Here is a 16,147-nt window from a genome sequence, read left to right on the forward strand (position 1 = left end):
AACATGTGGTCTGGAACGCAACGATCATTGTTTAAGATAAAATGTCTTAAATCTGAATAGTTGCACCGAGTGCTTTTACATATTGCGCTAACCAAGCAGGGTGTGCAGGCCAAGCAGGTGCTGTGACCAAATGTCCATCTGTCACCGCTTCTGTTACGGCAATATCGGCATAGTGACCACCTGCCAGTTTCACTTCTGCTGCACAAGCAGGATAGGCGGAACAGGTTCGGCCTTGCAGTACATTGGCCGCAGCCAGAATTTGTGCACCGTGACATACCGCAGCAATCGGTTTTTTCGAAGTGTCGAATTCTTGCACAATTTCAATGACACGGGCATTCATGCGTAAGTACTCAGGCGCGCGGCCTCCCGGAATCACCAAGCCAATATAGTCTGTGGTATTCACTGCATCAAAATCATGATTAATGGCAAAGTTGTGTCCACGCTTTTCGCTATAGGTTTGTTCCCCTTCAAAGTCATGAATTGCCGTGGCAATACTGTCCCCCGATTTTTTGTCTGGACAGACCGCATGTACGGTATAACCCAGTCCTGTCAAAAATTGAAAAGGCACCATAGTTTCGTAATCTTCGGCATAGTCACCGACCAGCATGAGAATCTGTTTAGGCATGATTTTTCTCTCTGTGTTGTTATGTTTCACCATAGCATAGCCCGATGATCAGTTTAAGTCTGGCTTTATTGTCTTTAGTCGTAATGAATTACCAGTAGGGGGATGGAAAATAAAAGACATCCAATATTATGGTGATCATCAGTTGTTTTAGACCTGAGCTGCATTAAAATGCGGGTCTGTCGTATAGCAATAACAAAGGATAATAAAGATGAGTGTGAAGCACGGGGTTTCAAAAAGTTTGTTATGGGTCGCAATCAGTTTTTCTTCAATGGCTATGGCTGCGGACATGACCAGCTATCGGGGGATGGGGACTACGAAACAAGATTTTCCGACGTTTAAAGTTTTACAAGCGGGTGGCTTTATTGCCAAGAAACCTGAAGTTTCCCGTTATGACTACAACGATGTATTTCGCATTAAAAAACCGCTTAAGTTTATGGGGCAAAGTGTGGTCGCGGTGTCGGATGAATATATGTCACAGTATGTCGGCTGTTGTGTCAGTGAAGGTTGGGGGGCTATATTAAGTAAAACTGCGGATTTAGCCGCACTGCAACAATTTGCCAAAAAGAATCAGTGTACTTTAGGCCTTATAGCAAACGATAATACGGATTATTATAGTCATATTCTAAAAAGACGTCCGCAAGCTGAATATTATGAGCTGTCTTGTCGGGAGCGAGATTTAGCGCAATATTAAATCATGTTTTATCCGACAGTAGATGCCACTCGGTGAGTTGGATTCACTCCGTATCTAATTAGAAAAATGATGAAACCCGCACAATGCGGGTTTATTTACCTTGATGGTATTTTTATAGAAAACAAGCGCCTGCGGTTGCACCAAAGAGCATGACCCAAAGAGGATGTACTTTCTTAAATAGGCTCATCACTGTCGTAATTGCAATGATGGCCATCAGTAAACTATTTTGTGCCGAAGCATCGGCAATAATCCACGCACTGACCAACACCAAGCCTACCGTAATGGGTTTTAAGGCTTTTTCAAAGCGTTCGCGTAGAGGATGGTCTTTAAACTGATTCCAGAATTTGAGTGCGAATACCGTAATCACGGATGAAGGCCCAAATTGGGCAAATGAGGTGACCAAGAGTCCAGCGGGGCCTGCTACATGCCAACCCACCAACGGAACAATCATCATATTAGGGCCGGGCGCTGCCTGTGCCATCGCAAACATGGTGCTAAATTCTGTGGCAGTTAACCAGTGATGCACTTCGACCACTTGATGTTGTATTTCAGGCAAAATGGCATTACCACCGCCAAAAGCCAGTAACGAAAGCTGAGTAAAAACGATGGCTAAAGCAATCAGAATCATGCGTTTTTTGCTCCTTTATTCAGGCTTAAAACTGTGATGTTAAGGGTAACTAAAATCAGCAAAGTCAGCAGCAAGGGAATTTTGATGACCAGCATAAATAGAAAAGTCATGCTGATGGTCAACCAAGTTAAATAACGTTTTATAATGGGACGTAGCATTTTTAATCCCATCGCAAACAACAAACCTGCGGCTGCCGCTGCCAAACCTTGAAGCATGTGTTTAACTGCGGGAATGGATTGAAATTGGGCGTACAGTTCATACAGTATAATTACAATTAAAGTGGGTGCCGAGATCAAACCCACCGCAGCACTAATTGCACCTTTAATTCCTTGAAATTGATAGCCAATTGCGACTGACATATTGATGATATTGCCACCGGGGAGCAGTTGACACACGCCCAATAAATGTGTGAATTCCTCAATGCTCAGCCATTTACGATCATCCACAATCATACGGTGTGCCAGTGGCAGTACTCCACCAAACCCCATCAGACCAAGTTTCATAAACCCCATAAATAATTCCTGATTATTGGGATGAATGTCTTGCTCCAATGTCATGACTTCAGTTTTCATTGCTGGCCTCACTTGTTCTAATGTCAAAAGTATGCGCCTGTTGCGTTATAATGAAAAATGCTATTTATGGTGTAATCCATACCTAAAAAGTATGTTTAATTTAGAAGGTGGAAGATGGATATACACAAGCTCAATGCCTTTGTGGCAGTGGTAGAAGAAAGCAATATTTCACGTGCAGCCGTTCGTTTAAATATGCAGCAGCCACCTTTGACCCGCATCATTAAAGGTCTGGAAGATGAATTGAATGTGCAACTACTGAAGCGTTTACCGCGTGGCGTAGAGGCAACTGAAGCAGGGAAAGTGTTGTATCAGGAAGCACTAACCATATTGGCGCATGCACAGGCGATTCCACAGCGCGTGAAGAACATTACCCAAGGTTTGGAAGGGCAATTGAATATTGGCTTTACCAATTCGGTTGGGTTACATCCTTTTTTACCTGCCTTGCTGCGGAGCTTCCGTGAAGCTTTTCCTGCGGTGTCGATTCATCTGGAAGAAGATGGCAGTAACTCACTGATTGATTCCATCAGCAATGATAAAAACGATATTGTATTTTTACGCAAACCCGCACCGATTGGTTTGGGGCTAAATAGCTTGCCTGTATTGGATGAGCCATTGATTGTGGCGATGCCGAATAATCATCCATTGGCAGAACAGCCAGATGCAATCCAATTGTTAGCTTTAGAGCCTTACGATTTTGTATTGTATCGCCGTTTAGCAGGGCAAGACTTATTCGACAATATTATGGCAAGTTGTTATCAGGCGGGGTTTAGTCCCAAAATTGTCCAAGAAGCCCCACGGTTAACCTCCAGTTTAAACTTGATTGCGGCAGGTATTGGTTTATCCATTGTGCCCGAAGCCATTCGAGATTTTTGGAACAAACAGATTGTGTATAAGTCGTTAAAGGCAGAGCCACCATGTATTGCCCCAATTTATGCAGTGTATAAGGACAATCCTGAAAATGTACGTTTACAGCATGTGTTGCAATTGTTGGGTAGACAGCACCATGAGATACAGAGTCATAACAACCAACGCTAAAGTCCTGTGCTACAAAGAAGCCAATCAGTTATTGGAATTCAGCAGATGTCTGTTCAGCTTGTGAAAACTCAGGGGAAATGGTCGGGTCTTGGTCGTGCGGTGTTGTTGGCAGCCACGGTTTTGGGTGCAACGCAGATGACTATGGCGAGTACGACGGTCGATCAACTGAGTGACTGTTTGGTGAAATCGACGACGGCTACCGATAAAACCGCCGTGTTACAGTGGACCTTTATGGCGTTATCGACGCATCCCGATTTAAAGCAGTACAGTCAGGTCACAGAAGATCAGAAAACCGCATTGGATAAAAACGTGGCGCAGGTGTTGCAGCGCATTTTAGTCGAGCAATGTTCGGCACAAACCAAAGCCGTGATTCAGGCAGAGGGCATACAAGCGGTTGGGGAAAGTTTTCAGCAGTTGGGGCAGATTACGGGCGAGGAAATTGTAAAGAATACCGAAGTAAAGCAGCAGTTGAATGGTTTGTTGCGTTATGTCGATTTGAATAAGATGGTGACGACGTTTTTGACGCCTGATATTTGGAATAAGTTGGGTGTGGTACGTTAATAAATTATATAAAATCCCTCTTGATGAGGGATTTTATGTTTTATTGCGCCTTAATTTATCGTAATGAACATGCTTTCCCTTCAATTTCATAACGATTAACTTTGTATTCTTGACCATCCCAGCGGAAAACGGCGAAGCAAAAGCCAGAACCATTATTCATAATATCAGGCCAACCATCTTTACCTTTGGTTTCTAGGAAAGTTGGAGTACCTCTATTTTCGAAGATTAGTTTCCATGCTCCATTTTTTTGAAGGGAGATGATGTGGTAACCAACCATTTCTCGACCATAACATATAGAGTCGGCATCTGAAATGATGGCATCTTTTAGCCCATCACCATTTAAATCTTTATATGTGGTGATTTCACCTATATCACAGTTGCCTTCCCAACCATACTTTGTCTTTTTGAAGCCAGCAGCTTTAAAGATTTGGCTAGCTTCTTTGGTAAGAACATTGGGTTTGGTTTCTGCAAAGGTGGTTGTGCTTAAAAGTGTAAGCGTAGCCAACGTAATAATAGATAGTTTCATTGTTGTCCTAAAGTTTTTAAGTTCGTTATGGATGAAGTAATAAAATTTTTTGGAGATTTTAGCGGATTTTGGGGAATTAGCTAAGTTGTGTTTTTACCTCTCCCTAGCCCTCTCCTAAAAGGAGAGGGAACTTCGCGTATCAAATTAATCACATGACAAAGTCTCCCTTTCCCAAAGGGAGATTTAGAGGGATTTAGAAATCACGCATAAAAAATGATTTACAAAGTTGGATACGTCCTAAGTCTTTGAGTTTTATGACAGAGGGCACTTTTTTGATAGTCATGTTGTTTTTAAAATCATAGACTTATAACTTAATGATATATTAAATAATATTTACAAAAATAGATGGGAATTTAATGTCAGTATATATAAATCGAGAAACAAGCTTTACCGAAAGTGAAAAATTGGTAAATGAATTAGGATCTAAATCTTTTCTAAGGTTTTGGACATGGCCAAATTTATTTAGAGATCAAGAAAACGGTAAAGAAATTTGTGATTTAATTATTGTATTTGGAAATGATATTTTATTAATTAGTGATAAAAAAATTGAATTTAATACTGAAAAAGACCTAGAGGTTGAATGGAAGAGATGGTACAAAAAGGCAATTACTAAATCATTGTCACAGACTGTAGGTGCAGAGAGATGGATACGAAAATTTCCTAATCGACTTTTCGTAGATAAAGGATGTACTAAAGCTTTCCCAATTAATTTTGATATCTCCCAAGCTAAATTTCATCACATCTTAGTTACTCATGGTTTAGAAAATGTATTAGAAAAGGCTCTAGGCTATGCAAGTTTGCAATTTACAAATGATCATGAGCTTAGCGATCATCAGCACTTTAAAATAGGATTAATTAATCAAAGCAATCCATTTGTTCATGTCTTTACAGAGAAAACATTGCAAGATTCATTAGGTCATTTTGATACAGCGAATGACTTTATAGAATATTTAAAGCTTAGAGAGATTTTTTTTCTTACGGATAAAGATGTCAGTTTAAATGCTGAAGGTGATTTAATAACTTTATGGTATGAAAGTTATGATGAAAATATAGAAAAAAGGAATATTTTTTCAAATTCAGAAATGAATAAAGATTCTATCAATTTAAATTACCCCACTTTTGATAAGTTTATTGATCGAGAAGATTTTAAATTAAGAAAAGAACTAGATACAAATAGTTATGTTTGGGATGCCTTAATTGAGTCATTTAGTTTTCATATTTTAAATGGTACATCTATAGATAACAATAATTGGACAGAAATACATGAAATTGAAGAAAAAATTAGAAATATGGCACAAGCTAATAGATTTCAAAGGCGTATTTTAGGAGATTCATTTGTTGGTATGTATTATGATTTTAAAAATAAAAGAGGCACAAGACTTTCTACAATAAGTGGGTTAGAACAAGCATATTTATTTTTCTGCTTACCAGTTGCTGTAGAATATGGAAGTATGGAGCAATATCGAGAAGTTAGAAAAATGATGCTTCATGAATACGCAGTGATTAGAAAATTAAAGCATCCTGAGATTAAGAGTCTAGTTATGATTGGTTTTGCATCTGCAAGAGATGGATCAATTTTAGATACAAGTTTTTTTGAAGAAGGTAATGATTTCGGTTATATCGATTTTTCTGATTGGTCTGAGGAAGATAATAATCAGGCCAAATATGTTCTAGCGGAATATGAAAAATATAACTTAGTAGGAAAAAATCAGATTACTGAAATGACGGCAGAAGAGTTTACACCGACCTATAAAAAAACCCGCTCTTAAGCGGGTTTTCTTTTGAAATTAGATCAGATCAACCAATCAATTTCTTCATTAATTCATTCACTTGTGCAGGGTTAGCTTTGCCTTTAGCAGCTTTCATCACTTGACCCACAAGGCCGTTAAAGGCTTTCTCTTTACCAGACTTGTATTCCTCAACCATCTTCTCGTTGGCTGCAAGCACGTCTTTAATAATCGCTTCAATCGCGCCAGTATCAGTTTCCTGCTTCAAGCCTTTTTCAGCAATAATGGCATCGGCAGTTTTGCCTTCTTCCCACATAAAGCCAAACACTTGCTTCGCAATCTTACCGTTAATGGTGTTGTCCACAATACGCGCGATCATACCACCCAATTGCTCAGCCGAAACAGTGGAATCCGCTAACTCTAAGCCTGCTTTATTTAAAGCACCCGAGAATTCGCCCATCACCCAGTTTGCCGACACTTTACCTTGAGCCGCACCGCCAGCAGCTTGAACCACCGCTTCATAAAACTCAGACATTTCACGAGTCAGTGTTAAAACGTGTGCATCGTACTCAGTCACCCCAAAGTCCGCCACGAAACGCTCACGACGTGCCGCAGGTAACTCAGGTAATGTTGCGCGTGCTGCTTCAATTTGTGCATCTGAAATAATCACAGGCAACAAGTCTGGGTCAGGGAAGTAGCGGTAATCGTTCGCTTCTTCTTTCGAACGCATTGAACGCGTTTCCATTTTTACTGGGTCGAATAGACGTGTTTCTTGGTCGATTTTACCGCCGTCTTCCAAAATTTCCATTTGGCGTTCAATTTCAACATTGATCGCTTGTTCAATGAAACGGAAAGAGTTGAGGTTTTTCAGTTCACAACGTGTACCAAATTCGTTGCCCGGACGACGTAGCGACACGTTACAGTCGGCGCGGAATGAACCTTCCGCCATGTTACCGTCAGAAATGCCCAACCAACGTACTAAAGTGTGAATCGACTTGATATACGCCACAGCTTCTTCAACCGAACGCATGTCAGGTTCAGACACGATTTCAAGTAAAGGTGTACCTGCACGGTTTAAGTCGATACCTGACATCCCTTCAAACTGGTCATGGATCGATTTACCCGCATCTTCCTCTAGGTGAGCACGTGTTACGCCAATGCGCTTCACCGTACCATCTTCAAGTTGAATGTCGATATGACCCAAGCCCACAATCGGGTTGTCCATCTGGCTAATTTGGTAGCCTTTTGGCGAATCTGGATAGAAGTAGTTTTTACGGGCAAACACAGATGCTTGGTCGATGTACGCATCAATACCCAAACCAAAACGAATCGCCAAATCCACCACTTGTTTATTTAAAACAGGTAGTACACCCGGCATTGCCAAGTCAACAAGGCTGGCTTGTGTATTTGGGTCTTGACCAAATTCGGTCGAAGAACCTGAGAAAATTTTAGATTTGGTCGCAAGCTGAGTGTGAATCTCAATCCCGATAACGACTTCCCAACCGTCAATCAATTTCAACTTTTGAGCTTCAGCCATTATGCATTCTCCTCAGCAATTGCTGCACGTTTGGTGTGCCAGTCCGTGTTTTGTTGGTATTGATGAACAATTGACAACAATTGTGATTCTGACCAGTAGTTACCAATCAACTGTAAACCAACAGGGAGTTGATCTTGGTCGAAGCCAACAGGAGCGTTGATGGCTGGTAAACCTGCCAAGTTCACTGCGATGGTGTAGATGTCGCCCAAATACATTTCGACTGGGTCTAACGATGCCCCAATGCGGTAAGCGGTGGTCGGTGCAGATGGTGCAGCAATCACATCCACTTGTTCAAAGGCTTTTAAGAAGTCTTGCTGAATTAAACGACGAACTTTCTGTGCTTTCACGTAGTAAGCATCGTAGTAACCCGCAGACAGCGCATAGGTTCCAATCAGGATACGACGTTGTACTTCAGCACCAAAACCTTCAGAACGAGAGCGTTTATACAGGTCTAAAATATCCGTCGGGTTTTCACAGCGGTAGCCGTAACGTACACCATCAAAACGAGAGAGGTTCGATGATGCTTCCGCAGGTGCAATCAAATAATACGTCGGAACATAAGCTTCAGTCATGTTGAGATCAATCTCAACAAGTGTTGCGCCCATCTCTTCCAACTTCTTCAATGACTCTTCAACACGTGCTTTAACTGCTGCGTCTAAACCAGCGACATTAAAGTATTGTTTAGGAATACCAATGCGTAAGCCTTTAACCGCTGTGCTGTTTAGATTTGCCACATAATCATCAACGTCTTTTTCAATAGACGTTGAGTCTTTCGCGTCATGACCTGCCATCACGTTCATGAGGTAAGCACAGTCTTCTGCCGAACGTGCCATTGGACCACCTTGATCGAGTGATGATGCATAAGCAATCATCCCGAAACGGGATACACGACCATAGGTTGGTTTTAAACCCGTTAAACCACAGAACGAAGCAGGCTGACGGATTGAACCGCCTGTATCGGTACCTGTCGCAAATGGTGCAAGGTCCGCTGCAACGGCTGCCGCAGAACCACCTGAAGAACCACCTGGTACATGACCTAAGTTCCAAGGGTTAGCTGTAGCACCGTAGAAGGAGTTCTCAGAGGTTGAACCCATGGCAAATTCGTCCATGTTCACTTTACCTAAAGTCACCAGACCTGCGGTTTTACCTTTGGCAACCACTGTTGCATCGTAAGGAGAGATAAAGTTATCCAACATCTTAGAACCCGCAGAAGTGCGAATGCCTTGAGTACAGAAAATATCTTTGTGCGCAATCGGTACACCTGTGAGCGCAGTCGCTTGACCTGCTTGACGTAAAGCATCTGCGGCATCGGCTTGAGCCAAAGCTTGTTCAGCCGTCACCGTCACATAGGATTGAACTTGGGCATCGATTTTTTCAATACGTTTTAAATAATGTGCAGTCAGTTCGCGAGAAGAGAATTGAGCTTGAGCCAAACCCTCAGCAAGTTCACGAATCGATAAGCGGTGTAAATCGGTCATGAGAAATAATTCTTTACGTTTAATTTAAAAAAAATGGTTCAACTGAGTGAAAATTATTCAATCACGCGTGGTACAAGGTACAAGCCTGCTTCGGTTGCAGGTGCAACAGCTTGATATTCTTCACGATGATTTTGTTCAGTCACCACGTCTTCACGTAACGGCTGTGGATTGTCGAAAGGGCTTTTCAATGGTTCAACACCTTCGGTGTCGATGCCTTTTAAGGTTTCCATCATGCCTAAAATTTTATTTAAACTTTGAGCATATTCAGCAGATTGCGTATCATCTAGCGACAAACGAGCAAGATTGGCGATCGCTGAAACGGTTTGAGCATTTAAATCTGCTGAATGCTGAGCATCCGATGTAGACATAACATCACCTAATCAGTATTAAAAAATTTCAAAATATCGTGCGTTATAATAAGCGATTGACTTGTTCAAAGCATCACATTTAGTTAAAGTTGCGACCTTGCGTCCATATAAAGTTAAACTGAGAACGACCCCGTGATTCTAAAACGACTAATTGGCTTGTTTTCGCCAGACCTCGCCATTGATTTAGGTACAGCAAATACACTTATTTATGCACCAGGACGAGGCATTATATTAAATGAACCAACAGTTGTGGCTATTCGTCACAGTGGTTCACACAAAATTGTTGCCGCTGTTGGTCTTGATGCGAAGCAAATGCTTGGTCGTACGCCTGCGAACATCTCTGCAATTCGCCCAATGAAAGACGGTGTAATTGCTGATTTTGAAGTGACTGAAACCATGCTAAACCAATTTATTGGTAAAGTGCATGAAAAGCGTTTATTTCCACCTGCGCCACGCGTTGTGGTGTGTGTCCCATGTAAATCAACTTTGGTTGAACGTCGTGCCATTCGTGAGGCTGTATTCAATGCAGGCGCACGTGATGTCCGTTTAATTGAAGAACCGATGGCTGCTGCAATTGGTGCAGGTTTACCTGTGGAACAAGCTTGCGGTTCAATGGTGGTAGATGTGGGTGGTGGTACAACTGAAATTGCGATTATTTCGCTGCAAGGTTGTGTCTATGCCGACTCTTTACGTGTTGGTGGAGATGTGTTTGATGAACAAATCATTAACTATGTACGTAAAGCACATGGCTGCGTGATTGGTGAAACCACAGCAGAAAACATCAAGAAAGAAGTAGGCATGGCTTTACCAGACGAAAATGGTAAAATTTTAGAAATTGAAGTTCGTGGTCGTAACTTGGCAGAAGGTGTGCCACGTGCCATTACTGTAACTTCAAACGAAATTACCCAAGCGATTTCTGATCCTTTACAAAGCATTGTTTCAGCAGTGAAATCTGCATTAGAACAAACGCCACCTGAATTATCTTCAGATATTGCAGAGCGCGGCATTGTATTGACAGGGGGTGGTGCATTGCTACGTAACCTCGACAAATTATTGGCTCAGGAAACTGGTTTACCAGTCGTAGTTGCTGAAGATCCTTTAACTTGCGTCACTCGTGGTGGTGGTAAAGTTTTAGAATTCTTTGATAATCCAAATCACGACATGTTATTCGTTGGTTAATTAAGGATTTGGCTGTGCAAACAAATTTGTTTTCTAGGCAGCCCCCATCATTTCGCTCATTTATCATTGCGGTTGTAACATGTTTGGTGGTGCTATTTTTTAACTGGCGCTTACCTCATGTGATACAGCCTGCAAGAGATGTCTTGTATGCGGCATATAATCCCATTTATGCCTTGGCAAGTTATCCTGTATTGTCCAGCGAATGGTTAACTCAGCAGACCAAGTCTGAGGCACAACTACGTCGTGAAAACACGGCCATGCAGGCGGAGTTGCTACAAGCCCAAGTGCGTTTGCAAAAGCTGTCCGAGCTTTCTGCTGAAAATACACGTTTACGTGGTTTACTCGATACGCCTTTAATTATTGATGGTCGAATGGAAATTGCTGAAGTCATTGGGACGGATGCAGATCCATTACGCCATATTATTGTGATTAACCGTGGTTCAACCAACAACTTGAAAGTTGGACAAACGGTATTGGACGATAAGGGTATTATGGGGCAAATCATCAATGTGTATCCGCACAGTAGCCGCGTCATGTTGCTTTCTGACAAAGATCATTCTTTATCAGTGCGTTTAGAGTACACAGGCATGCGTGCTATTGTTTCAGGTACAGGTGATTTAGGACATCTGAAAATGGAATACGTTCCGACCAGTGCCAATATTAAGGTGGGTGAAAAAGTGTATAGCTCAGGTTTAGGGGCGCATTTCCCAGCAGGATATTTGGTCGGTACAGTGTCTAAAGTGAGTCGACATACGACAGGTGAATTTGCACAGATTGATGTGGTTCCCGCGGCGCAGTTAGCCAGTGGTCATCATGTTGTGGTGCTGTTTTCCGATTCATTAGCGATGGAGCAGCCACATGCCAATCGCTAAGTTACGTCAAGAAAAACGTCAAGATCCGTTATTCCCAATCATCTTTTCAGTGATTGTTGCTTCTGTGCTGATGGTTTATCCATTGGCATATGCAGTTTCGGGCTGGCGTCCATTGTTTATGATGATGGTGATGCTGTTTTGGGTGCTGTGTCAGCCAACATGGTGTGGTGTCTGGTTTGCCTTCGGTACTGGTATTTTTGTTGATTTGTTGATGGATGCACCACTGGGCTTGAATGCCTTATGTTTTGTGGTGATTAGTTTTGTTACGCGGTTTTTGATTCGTGAACGCCGTGTACTGACTTTTGCCAACCTGTGGGTTATTGCAGCGCTGGCAATTCTAGCCTACCTATTTATGATGTGGGTGGCACAAATTATGGGGGGCATTCAGTTTCCCTTTGCCCGACATTGGCAACCATTACTCACCAGTGTTTTGCTGTGGCCGTTGGTTTATTTTGTACTGAAAAAATGGCGCATCTAGTTCTTGCCTCTAGTTCTCCCAGACGTCGTGAGCTGCTTCAGCAGCTCGGTCTAGAGTTCTTAATTTATAGTCCTGAGATTGATGAATCTGCGTTTGAGAATGAAACTGCAGCAGATTATGTCCAGCGTTTGGCTTGTGAAAAAGCGTCGGTAGTACAACAAAAATTTCCAAATGCCGTCATTGTTGCTGCAGACACCAGCTTAAGTGTCGATGGTGAAATTTTGGGTAAGCCAGAATCAAAAGACCATGCATTTCAAATGTGGGCAAAAATCTCGGGCAGAAAGCATGATGTATTTTCTGGGGTGTGTGTACGTACATCAGCGCAAATTTCAAGTATAGTGGTGCGTACCCAAGTCGAATTTCAAGTGCTGAGCCTGAAAGACATGGAAGACTATTGGGCAACAGGGGAACCCGAAGGGAAAGCGGGAGCTTACGCCATACAAGGGCTTGCTTCGCGTTATATTCCCCGTATTGAAGGCAGTTATACCAATGTAGTTGGTTTGCCGTTACATGAGACAGTCGAGTTATTCAAAGCCATTAAGCTATTAAATTAATGGTGAAACAAAAATTTTTATAATGTTTTGAGTCTTATTATGTCTGACGAGTTACTGATTAATGTCACACCGATGGAGTGTCGTGTGGCGTTAATTCAAAACGGTACAGTCAACGAGTTATATGTTGAACGTACTGTAAAACGGGGTTTGGTAGGAAATATTTATAAAGGCAAAGTGGTTCGTGTTTTGCCCGGTATGCAGGCAGCTTTTGTCGATATTGGTCTGTCGCGTACTGCTTTTTTACATATCAATGATATGATCTGGCCGCGGAATCAGCCGATTCCCAATGTTTTTGAGTTATTACAGCCCGGACAAATTCTGACTGTCCAAGTCATGAAAGATATGTTGGGAACCAAAGGTGCGCGGTTAAGCACAGACCTTTCTATTCCTTCGCGTTATTTGGTGCTCATGCCTTTTGGTAATCATATTGGTGTATCGCAACGAATTGAATCTGAAGGAGAACGTGAGCGCTTACGTTCTATTATTGAGAAGATCCAAGCCGAACACGAGTTACCCGGTTCAGTCATTGTACGTACTGCTGCGGAAGGCATTGATGAAGCGTCGATTGCGCAGGATATGGCGTATTTGGCAAAGTTGTGGGAATACATCCAACGTAAACAAAAAAATATTGCGGTACCTTCTCTTATTTTTGAAGAATTACCCTTACCACAACGTATTATTCGTGATTTAGCGAATGAAAATACTGTAAAAATTTCCGTTGACTCACGTGAAATTCATGCGAAATTACAGGAATTTGTGGCTGAGTTTGTGCCAAATATGCAGAGTCGTTTGATTCACTATCCTGGTGAACGTCCGATTTTTGACTTATATAATGTTGAAGAAGACATTCAGAAAGCGTTACAAACACGTGTTGCTTTAAAGTCGGGCGGTTATTTAATGATTGACCAGACCGAAGCCATGACCACAATTGATGTCAATACAGGTTCCTATGTGGGTGGCAGAACACTGGAAGATACCGTGTTTAAAACCAATATGGAGGCAACACAGGTCATTGCGCGCCAGTTACGCTTGCGTAACTTGGGCGGCATTATCATTATTGACTTTATTGACATGCAGGAAGCTCAGCATCGTGAAGAAGTGATGAATCAGTTTGAGCGCATGTTGGAACGTGACCATGCCAAGACCAAAATTACACAGGTTTCTGAGTTAGGTCTAGTCGAAATGACGCGTAAGCGTACCCGAGAGTCATTAGAACACTTGTTATGTGAATCTTGTCCGACTTGTCAGGGACGTGGTTATGTTAAAACAGCAGAGACGGTATGTTACGAAATCTTTCGAGAAATCTTACGATATACCCGAGCTTTTGAATCACAGAGTGGCTTTACTGTTGTCGCGCATCCTTCTGTGATTGATCGCTTACTTACAGCAGAAGCACCAGCTGTAGCGGATTTAGAGCATTTTATTAATCGTATGATTAAATTTCAGGTGGAAAATTTATATACGCAAGAGCAATACGATATCATTCTGAGCTGAAATTGTAACAGGATGTCGTTAAACACTTGTTACAACTGAAATTTTACTTTCGAGCTAGTTTTTTCAATACTACTCATACCAAGTAGCCAAACTAAATTTTCATTTTTGGGGAATTTGGTCTTAGCAAGAAGAGGTGTGAAATGGGCATGAGTGAAAAAATTATCAAACAAGGTATTAAGAACGTGCTAGATAATAAAAACGTACATACGGGTTATATCGTAGACGAACAAGGCAAAGAAACTCAAATTACAACTGCTATGGTTCGTTCGGTTTGTCATCAGCTACTGAAACAGTGTCGCAGTATTAAAGCTTAAGGGGCTCACATGAAGCCCCTTAATTTATTCTACTTAATTTGTGTCATCAGTTTCTGCGGTTAACTCACCGCCTTCAACTTTGGGCTTTTGACCCCAACAATACTTTCAAATCGTTGAATTTCTTCTTCCAAATGCGTTAATAAATTCTGCATTTTAGGTAGTGCAACACGGCATGCCGTCAGACCGACTTCAAGCTTATCCAAATAACTGGTCATCGTAATATTGAGCGCTTGACCATCTAAAATAATGGATGCTGGATACAATGCATCTAATTTGGCACCATTCCAATATAACGGTTCACGTGGGCCTGGTACGTTAGAGATAACCAAATTGAATGCCTGACGTTTTGGCATTAAACCTGAGGCAATATTTAAGCCTGCGGCGCCATATACAAAAGCACTATAATTCATGATTTGGTTTGAGTTCATGCGTTTAAAGCGTTCTTTTGCATTTAGGACACTACGACGAATAATCTGCAAACGTTCTAAAGGATCTTCTTTATGTGTTCCTAAATTTGCCAAAATCATGGTAATTCGATTCGATACTTCTGAATCATCATCCCGAATAGAAGCAGGAACCATGGCAATCAAAGGCTTTTTGGGCAGGGCATTTTGACTCAGTAAATATTCACGTAATGCACCAGAGCAAATCGCCAATACCACATCGTTAATCGTGACATTTAAAGATGTCGCAATATGACGCAGACGATCAAACTCAAAAGACTGGGCAGCAAAGCGGCGTGATGAACTGACACGCTGATTCAAAATACTGCTTGGTGCTTGAAAGCTGGACACATAGTCTGGATTACGCCCCATATCCTGCATAACTGTTTTGGAAAGTTCCCGCATCACGATAGGGGTTGCTTCAACCTGTTGTTTCAACCCAGTGATGATTTTTTTCATGCGGCTGACTTTCGCTTCTTTTATGCGTTTTGCACGAGGTCCTTCAACACACCACGGCGGCACAATGCTTTTGGCATGTGGATCGTGAGATAGCGATTTTTCGACCAGACGCATACCTGCAATACCGTCGACCATGGCATGGTGAATTTTAAAATACATCGCAAAACGGTTACCTTCGATTCCCTCGATGATGTAACACGTCCATAAAGGCTTAGCTCGATCAATAAGGGCGCTATGCTCTTGTGAGATATAGGTCAGTAATTCACGAATGCGTCCAGGATGGGGTAAGGCAATATGGCGAAAATGATGATCGAGATCAAACTCTTCATCTTCATCCCATAACAGACCATTTAATTTATTGTTAAATGGTGGAATAGGAATAGATTTTGAGTTACGAATATCCGCAACTAAATTCTGTAGAAAAGTTTCAGGTGCATGCTCAGGAATTTGGAAAAGGAATAATCCCCCAACGTGCATCGGTTGCTGCCGTTTTTCTAATGTTAAAAAAATAAAGTCAATGGGGTGTAAGGGGCGCATAGTATTGATTGCCTCACTGCAATTTCTGCGGTGACTCCTTTCTGAGACACCTTGTTAGAATTATAAAAC

18 protein-coding genes are annotated in these 16,147 nt (G+C 41.8%); 10 read left to right on the plus strand and 8 right to left on the minus strand.

The features are described from left to right. Window positions 1-46: 46 nt before the first annotated feature. Window positions 47-625, minus strand: a complete 579-nt coding sequence (locus tag DCO44_RS06045) for a DJ-1/PfpI family protein (RefSeq protein ID WP_116760037.1) — start codon at window positions 623-625, stop codon at window positions 47-49. A gap of 208 nt (window positions 626-833) precedes the next feature. Between DCO44_RS06045 and DCO44_RS06050 the strand changes: the two genes are divergently transcribed. Next, the gene (locus DCO44_RS06050) at window positions 834-1,316 is read left to right on the plus strand and encodes a hypothetical protein (RefSeq protein WP_116760039.1); all 483 of its coding nucleotides are present in this window, start codon (window positions 834-836) and stop codon (window positions 1,314-1,316) included. A 112-nt stretch (window positions 1,317-1,428) separates the two neighbouring features. Here the strand turns inward: DCO44_RS06050 and DCO44_RS06055 are convergent, their stop codons facing one another. Together DCO44_RS06055 and DCO44_RS06060 are read right to left on the minus strand one after the other, a co-directional pair. Next, the gene (locus DCO44_RS06055) at window positions 1,429-1,944 is read right to left on the minus strand and encodes a chromate transporter (RefSeq protein WP_116760041.1); all 516 of its coding nucleotides are present in this window, start codon (window positions 1,942-1,944) and stop codon (window positions 1,429-1,431) included. Next, window positions 1,941-2,516, minus strand: a complete 576-nt coding sequence (locus DCO44_RS06060; RefSeq protein ID WP_116760043.1) for a chromate transporter — start codon at window positions 2,514-2,516, stop codon at window positions 1,941-1,943. The genes DCO44_RS06055 and DCO44_RS06060 overlap by 4 nt, the downstream gene beginning before the upstream one ends. 114 nt (window positions 2,517-2,630) lie before the next feature. Here DCO44_RS06060 and DCO44_RS06065 point away from each other — a divergent pair, with 114 nt between their 5' ends. Then, entirely contained in the window at window positions 2,631-3,551 is a 921-nt protein-coding gene (locus DCO44_RS06065) for a LysR family transcriptional regulator (RefSeq protein ID WP_116760045.1), read from the plus strand. Between the two features lie 45 nt (window positions 3,552-3,596). Then, window positions 3,597-4,112 carry a hypothetical protein gene (locus DCO44_RS06070; protein WP_116760047.1) on the plus strand — a complete coding sequence of 172 codons (516 nt, stop codon included), beginning with the start codon at window positions 3,597-3,599 and terminating at the stop codon, window positions 4,110-4,112. 55 nt (window positions 4,113-4,167) lie between these two features. Here DCO44_RS06070 and DCO44_RS06075 read toward each other — a convergent pair whose 3' ends face one another. Further along, window positions 4,168-4,638 carry a hypothetical protein gene (locus tag DCO44_RS06075; RefSeq protein ID WP_116760049.1) on the minus strand — a complete coding sequence of 157 codons (471 nt, stop codon included), beginning with the start codon at window positions 4,636-4,638 and terminating at the stop codon, window positions 4,168-4,170. Window positions 4,639-4,994: 356 nt separating this feature from the next. Between DCO44_RS06075 and DCO44_RS06080 the strand changes: the two genes are divergently transcribed. Next, on the plus strand, window positions 4,995-6,407 hold the full coding sequence (locus tag DCO44_RS06080) for a hypothetical protein (protein WP_116760051.1): 1,413 nt from the start codon (window positions 4,995-4,997) through the stop codon (window positions 6,405-6,407). Between the two features lie 28 nt (window positions 6,408-6,435). Here the strand turns inward: DCO44_RS06080 and gatB are convergent, their stop codons facing one another. The 3 genes from gatB to gatC are packed head-to-tail and all read right to left on the minus strand — an operon-like array spanning window position 6,436 to window position 9,748. Then, on the minus strand, window positions 6,436-7,902 hold the full coding sequence (gene gatB, locus DCO44_RS06085; RefSeq protein WP_116760053.1) for an Asp-tRNA(Asn)/Glu-tRNA(Gln) amidotransferase subunit GatB: 1,467 nt from the start codon (window positions 7,900-7,902) through the stop codon (window positions 6,436-6,438). Then, on the minus strand, window positions 7,902-9,380 hold the full coding sequence (gatA, locus tag DCO44_RS06090; RefSeq protein WP_116760055.1) for an Asp-tRNA(Asn)/Glu-tRNA(Gln) amidotransferase subunit GatA: 1,479 nt from the start codon (window positions 9,378-9,380) through the stop codon (window positions 7,902-7,904). Before gatA ends, gatB begins: the two co-directional genes overlap by 1 nt. Before the next feature lie 53 nt (window positions 9,381-9,433). Next, window positions 9,434-9,748, minus strand: a complete 315-nt coding sequence (gene gatC / locus DCO44_RS06095; RefSeq protein ID WP_100242180.1) for an Asp-tRNA(Asn)/Glu-tRNA(Gln) amidotransferase subunit GatC — start codon at window positions 9,746-9,748, stop codon at window positions 9,434-9,436. Between the two features lie 132 nt (window positions 9,749-9,880). Between gatC and DCO44_RS06100 the strand changes: the two genes are divergently transcribed. The 6 genes from DCO44_RS06100 to DCO44_RS16595 all read left to right on the plus strand — a co-directional run bounded on the left by DCO44_RS06100 (window position 9,881) and on the right by DCO44_RS16595 (window position 14,639). After that, entirely contained in the window at window positions 9,881-10,927 is a 1,047-nt protein-coding gene (locus DCO44_RS06100; RefSeq protein WP_116760057.1) for a rod shape-determining protein, read from the plus strand. A 14-nt stretch (window positions 10,928-10,941) separates the two neighbouring features. Beyond that, entirely contained in the window at window positions 10,942-11,799 is an 858-nt protein-coding gene (gene mreC, locus DCO44_RS06105; protein ID WP_016165347.1) for a rod shape-determining protein MreC, read from the plus strand. Further along, window positions 11,786-12,277: a rod shape-determining protein MreD gene (gene mreD / locus DCO44_RS06110; RefSeq protein ID WP_116760059.1), complete on the plus strand. Its 492-nt coding sequence runs from the start codon at window positions 11,786-11,788 to the stop codon at window positions 12,275-12,277. The genes mreC and mreD overlap by 14 nt, the downstream gene beginning before the upstream one ends. Continuing rightward, window positions 12,265-12,831: a Maf family nucleotide pyrophosphatase gene (locus tag DCO44_RS06115; RefSeq protein WP_116760061.1), complete on the plus strand. Its 567-nt coding sequence runs from the start codon at window positions 12,265-12,267 to the stop codon at window positions 12,829-12,831. The genes mreD and DCO44_RS06115 overlap by 13 nt, the downstream gene beginning before the upstream one ends. A gap of 39 nt (window positions 12,832-12,870) precedes the next feature. Further along, window positions 12,871-14,325: a ribonuclease G gene (rng, locus tag DCO44_RS06120; RefSeq protein WP_116760063.1), complete on the plus strand. Its 1,455-nt coding sequence runs from the start codon at window positions 12,871-12,873 to the stop codon at window positions 14,323-14,325. Window positions 14,326-14,465: 140 nt separating this feature from the next. Then, window positions 14,466-14,639, plus strand: a complete 174-nt coding sequence (locus DCO44_RS16595) for a PA1571 family protein (protein ID WP_165815689.1) — start codon at window positions 14,466-14,468, stop codon at window positions 14,637-14,639. A gap of 59 nt (window positions 14,640-14,698) precedes the next feature. Here the strand turns inward: DCO44_RS16595 and DCO44_RS06125 are convergent, their stop codons facing one another. Then, entirely contained in the window at window positions 14,699-16,078 is a 1,380-nt protein-coding gene (locus DCO44_RS06125) for a WS/DGAT/MGAT family O-acyltransferase (RefSeq protein ID WP_116760065.1), read from the minus strand. Window positions 16,079-16,147 lie beyond the last annotated feature (69 nt).

It is taken from the genome of Acinetobacter sp. AM (genome assembly GCF_003105055.1).
GTDB classification, from domain to species: Bacteria; Pseudomonadota; Gammaproteobacteria; order Pseudomonadales; family Moraxellaceae; genus Acinetobacter; species Acinetobacter tibetensis.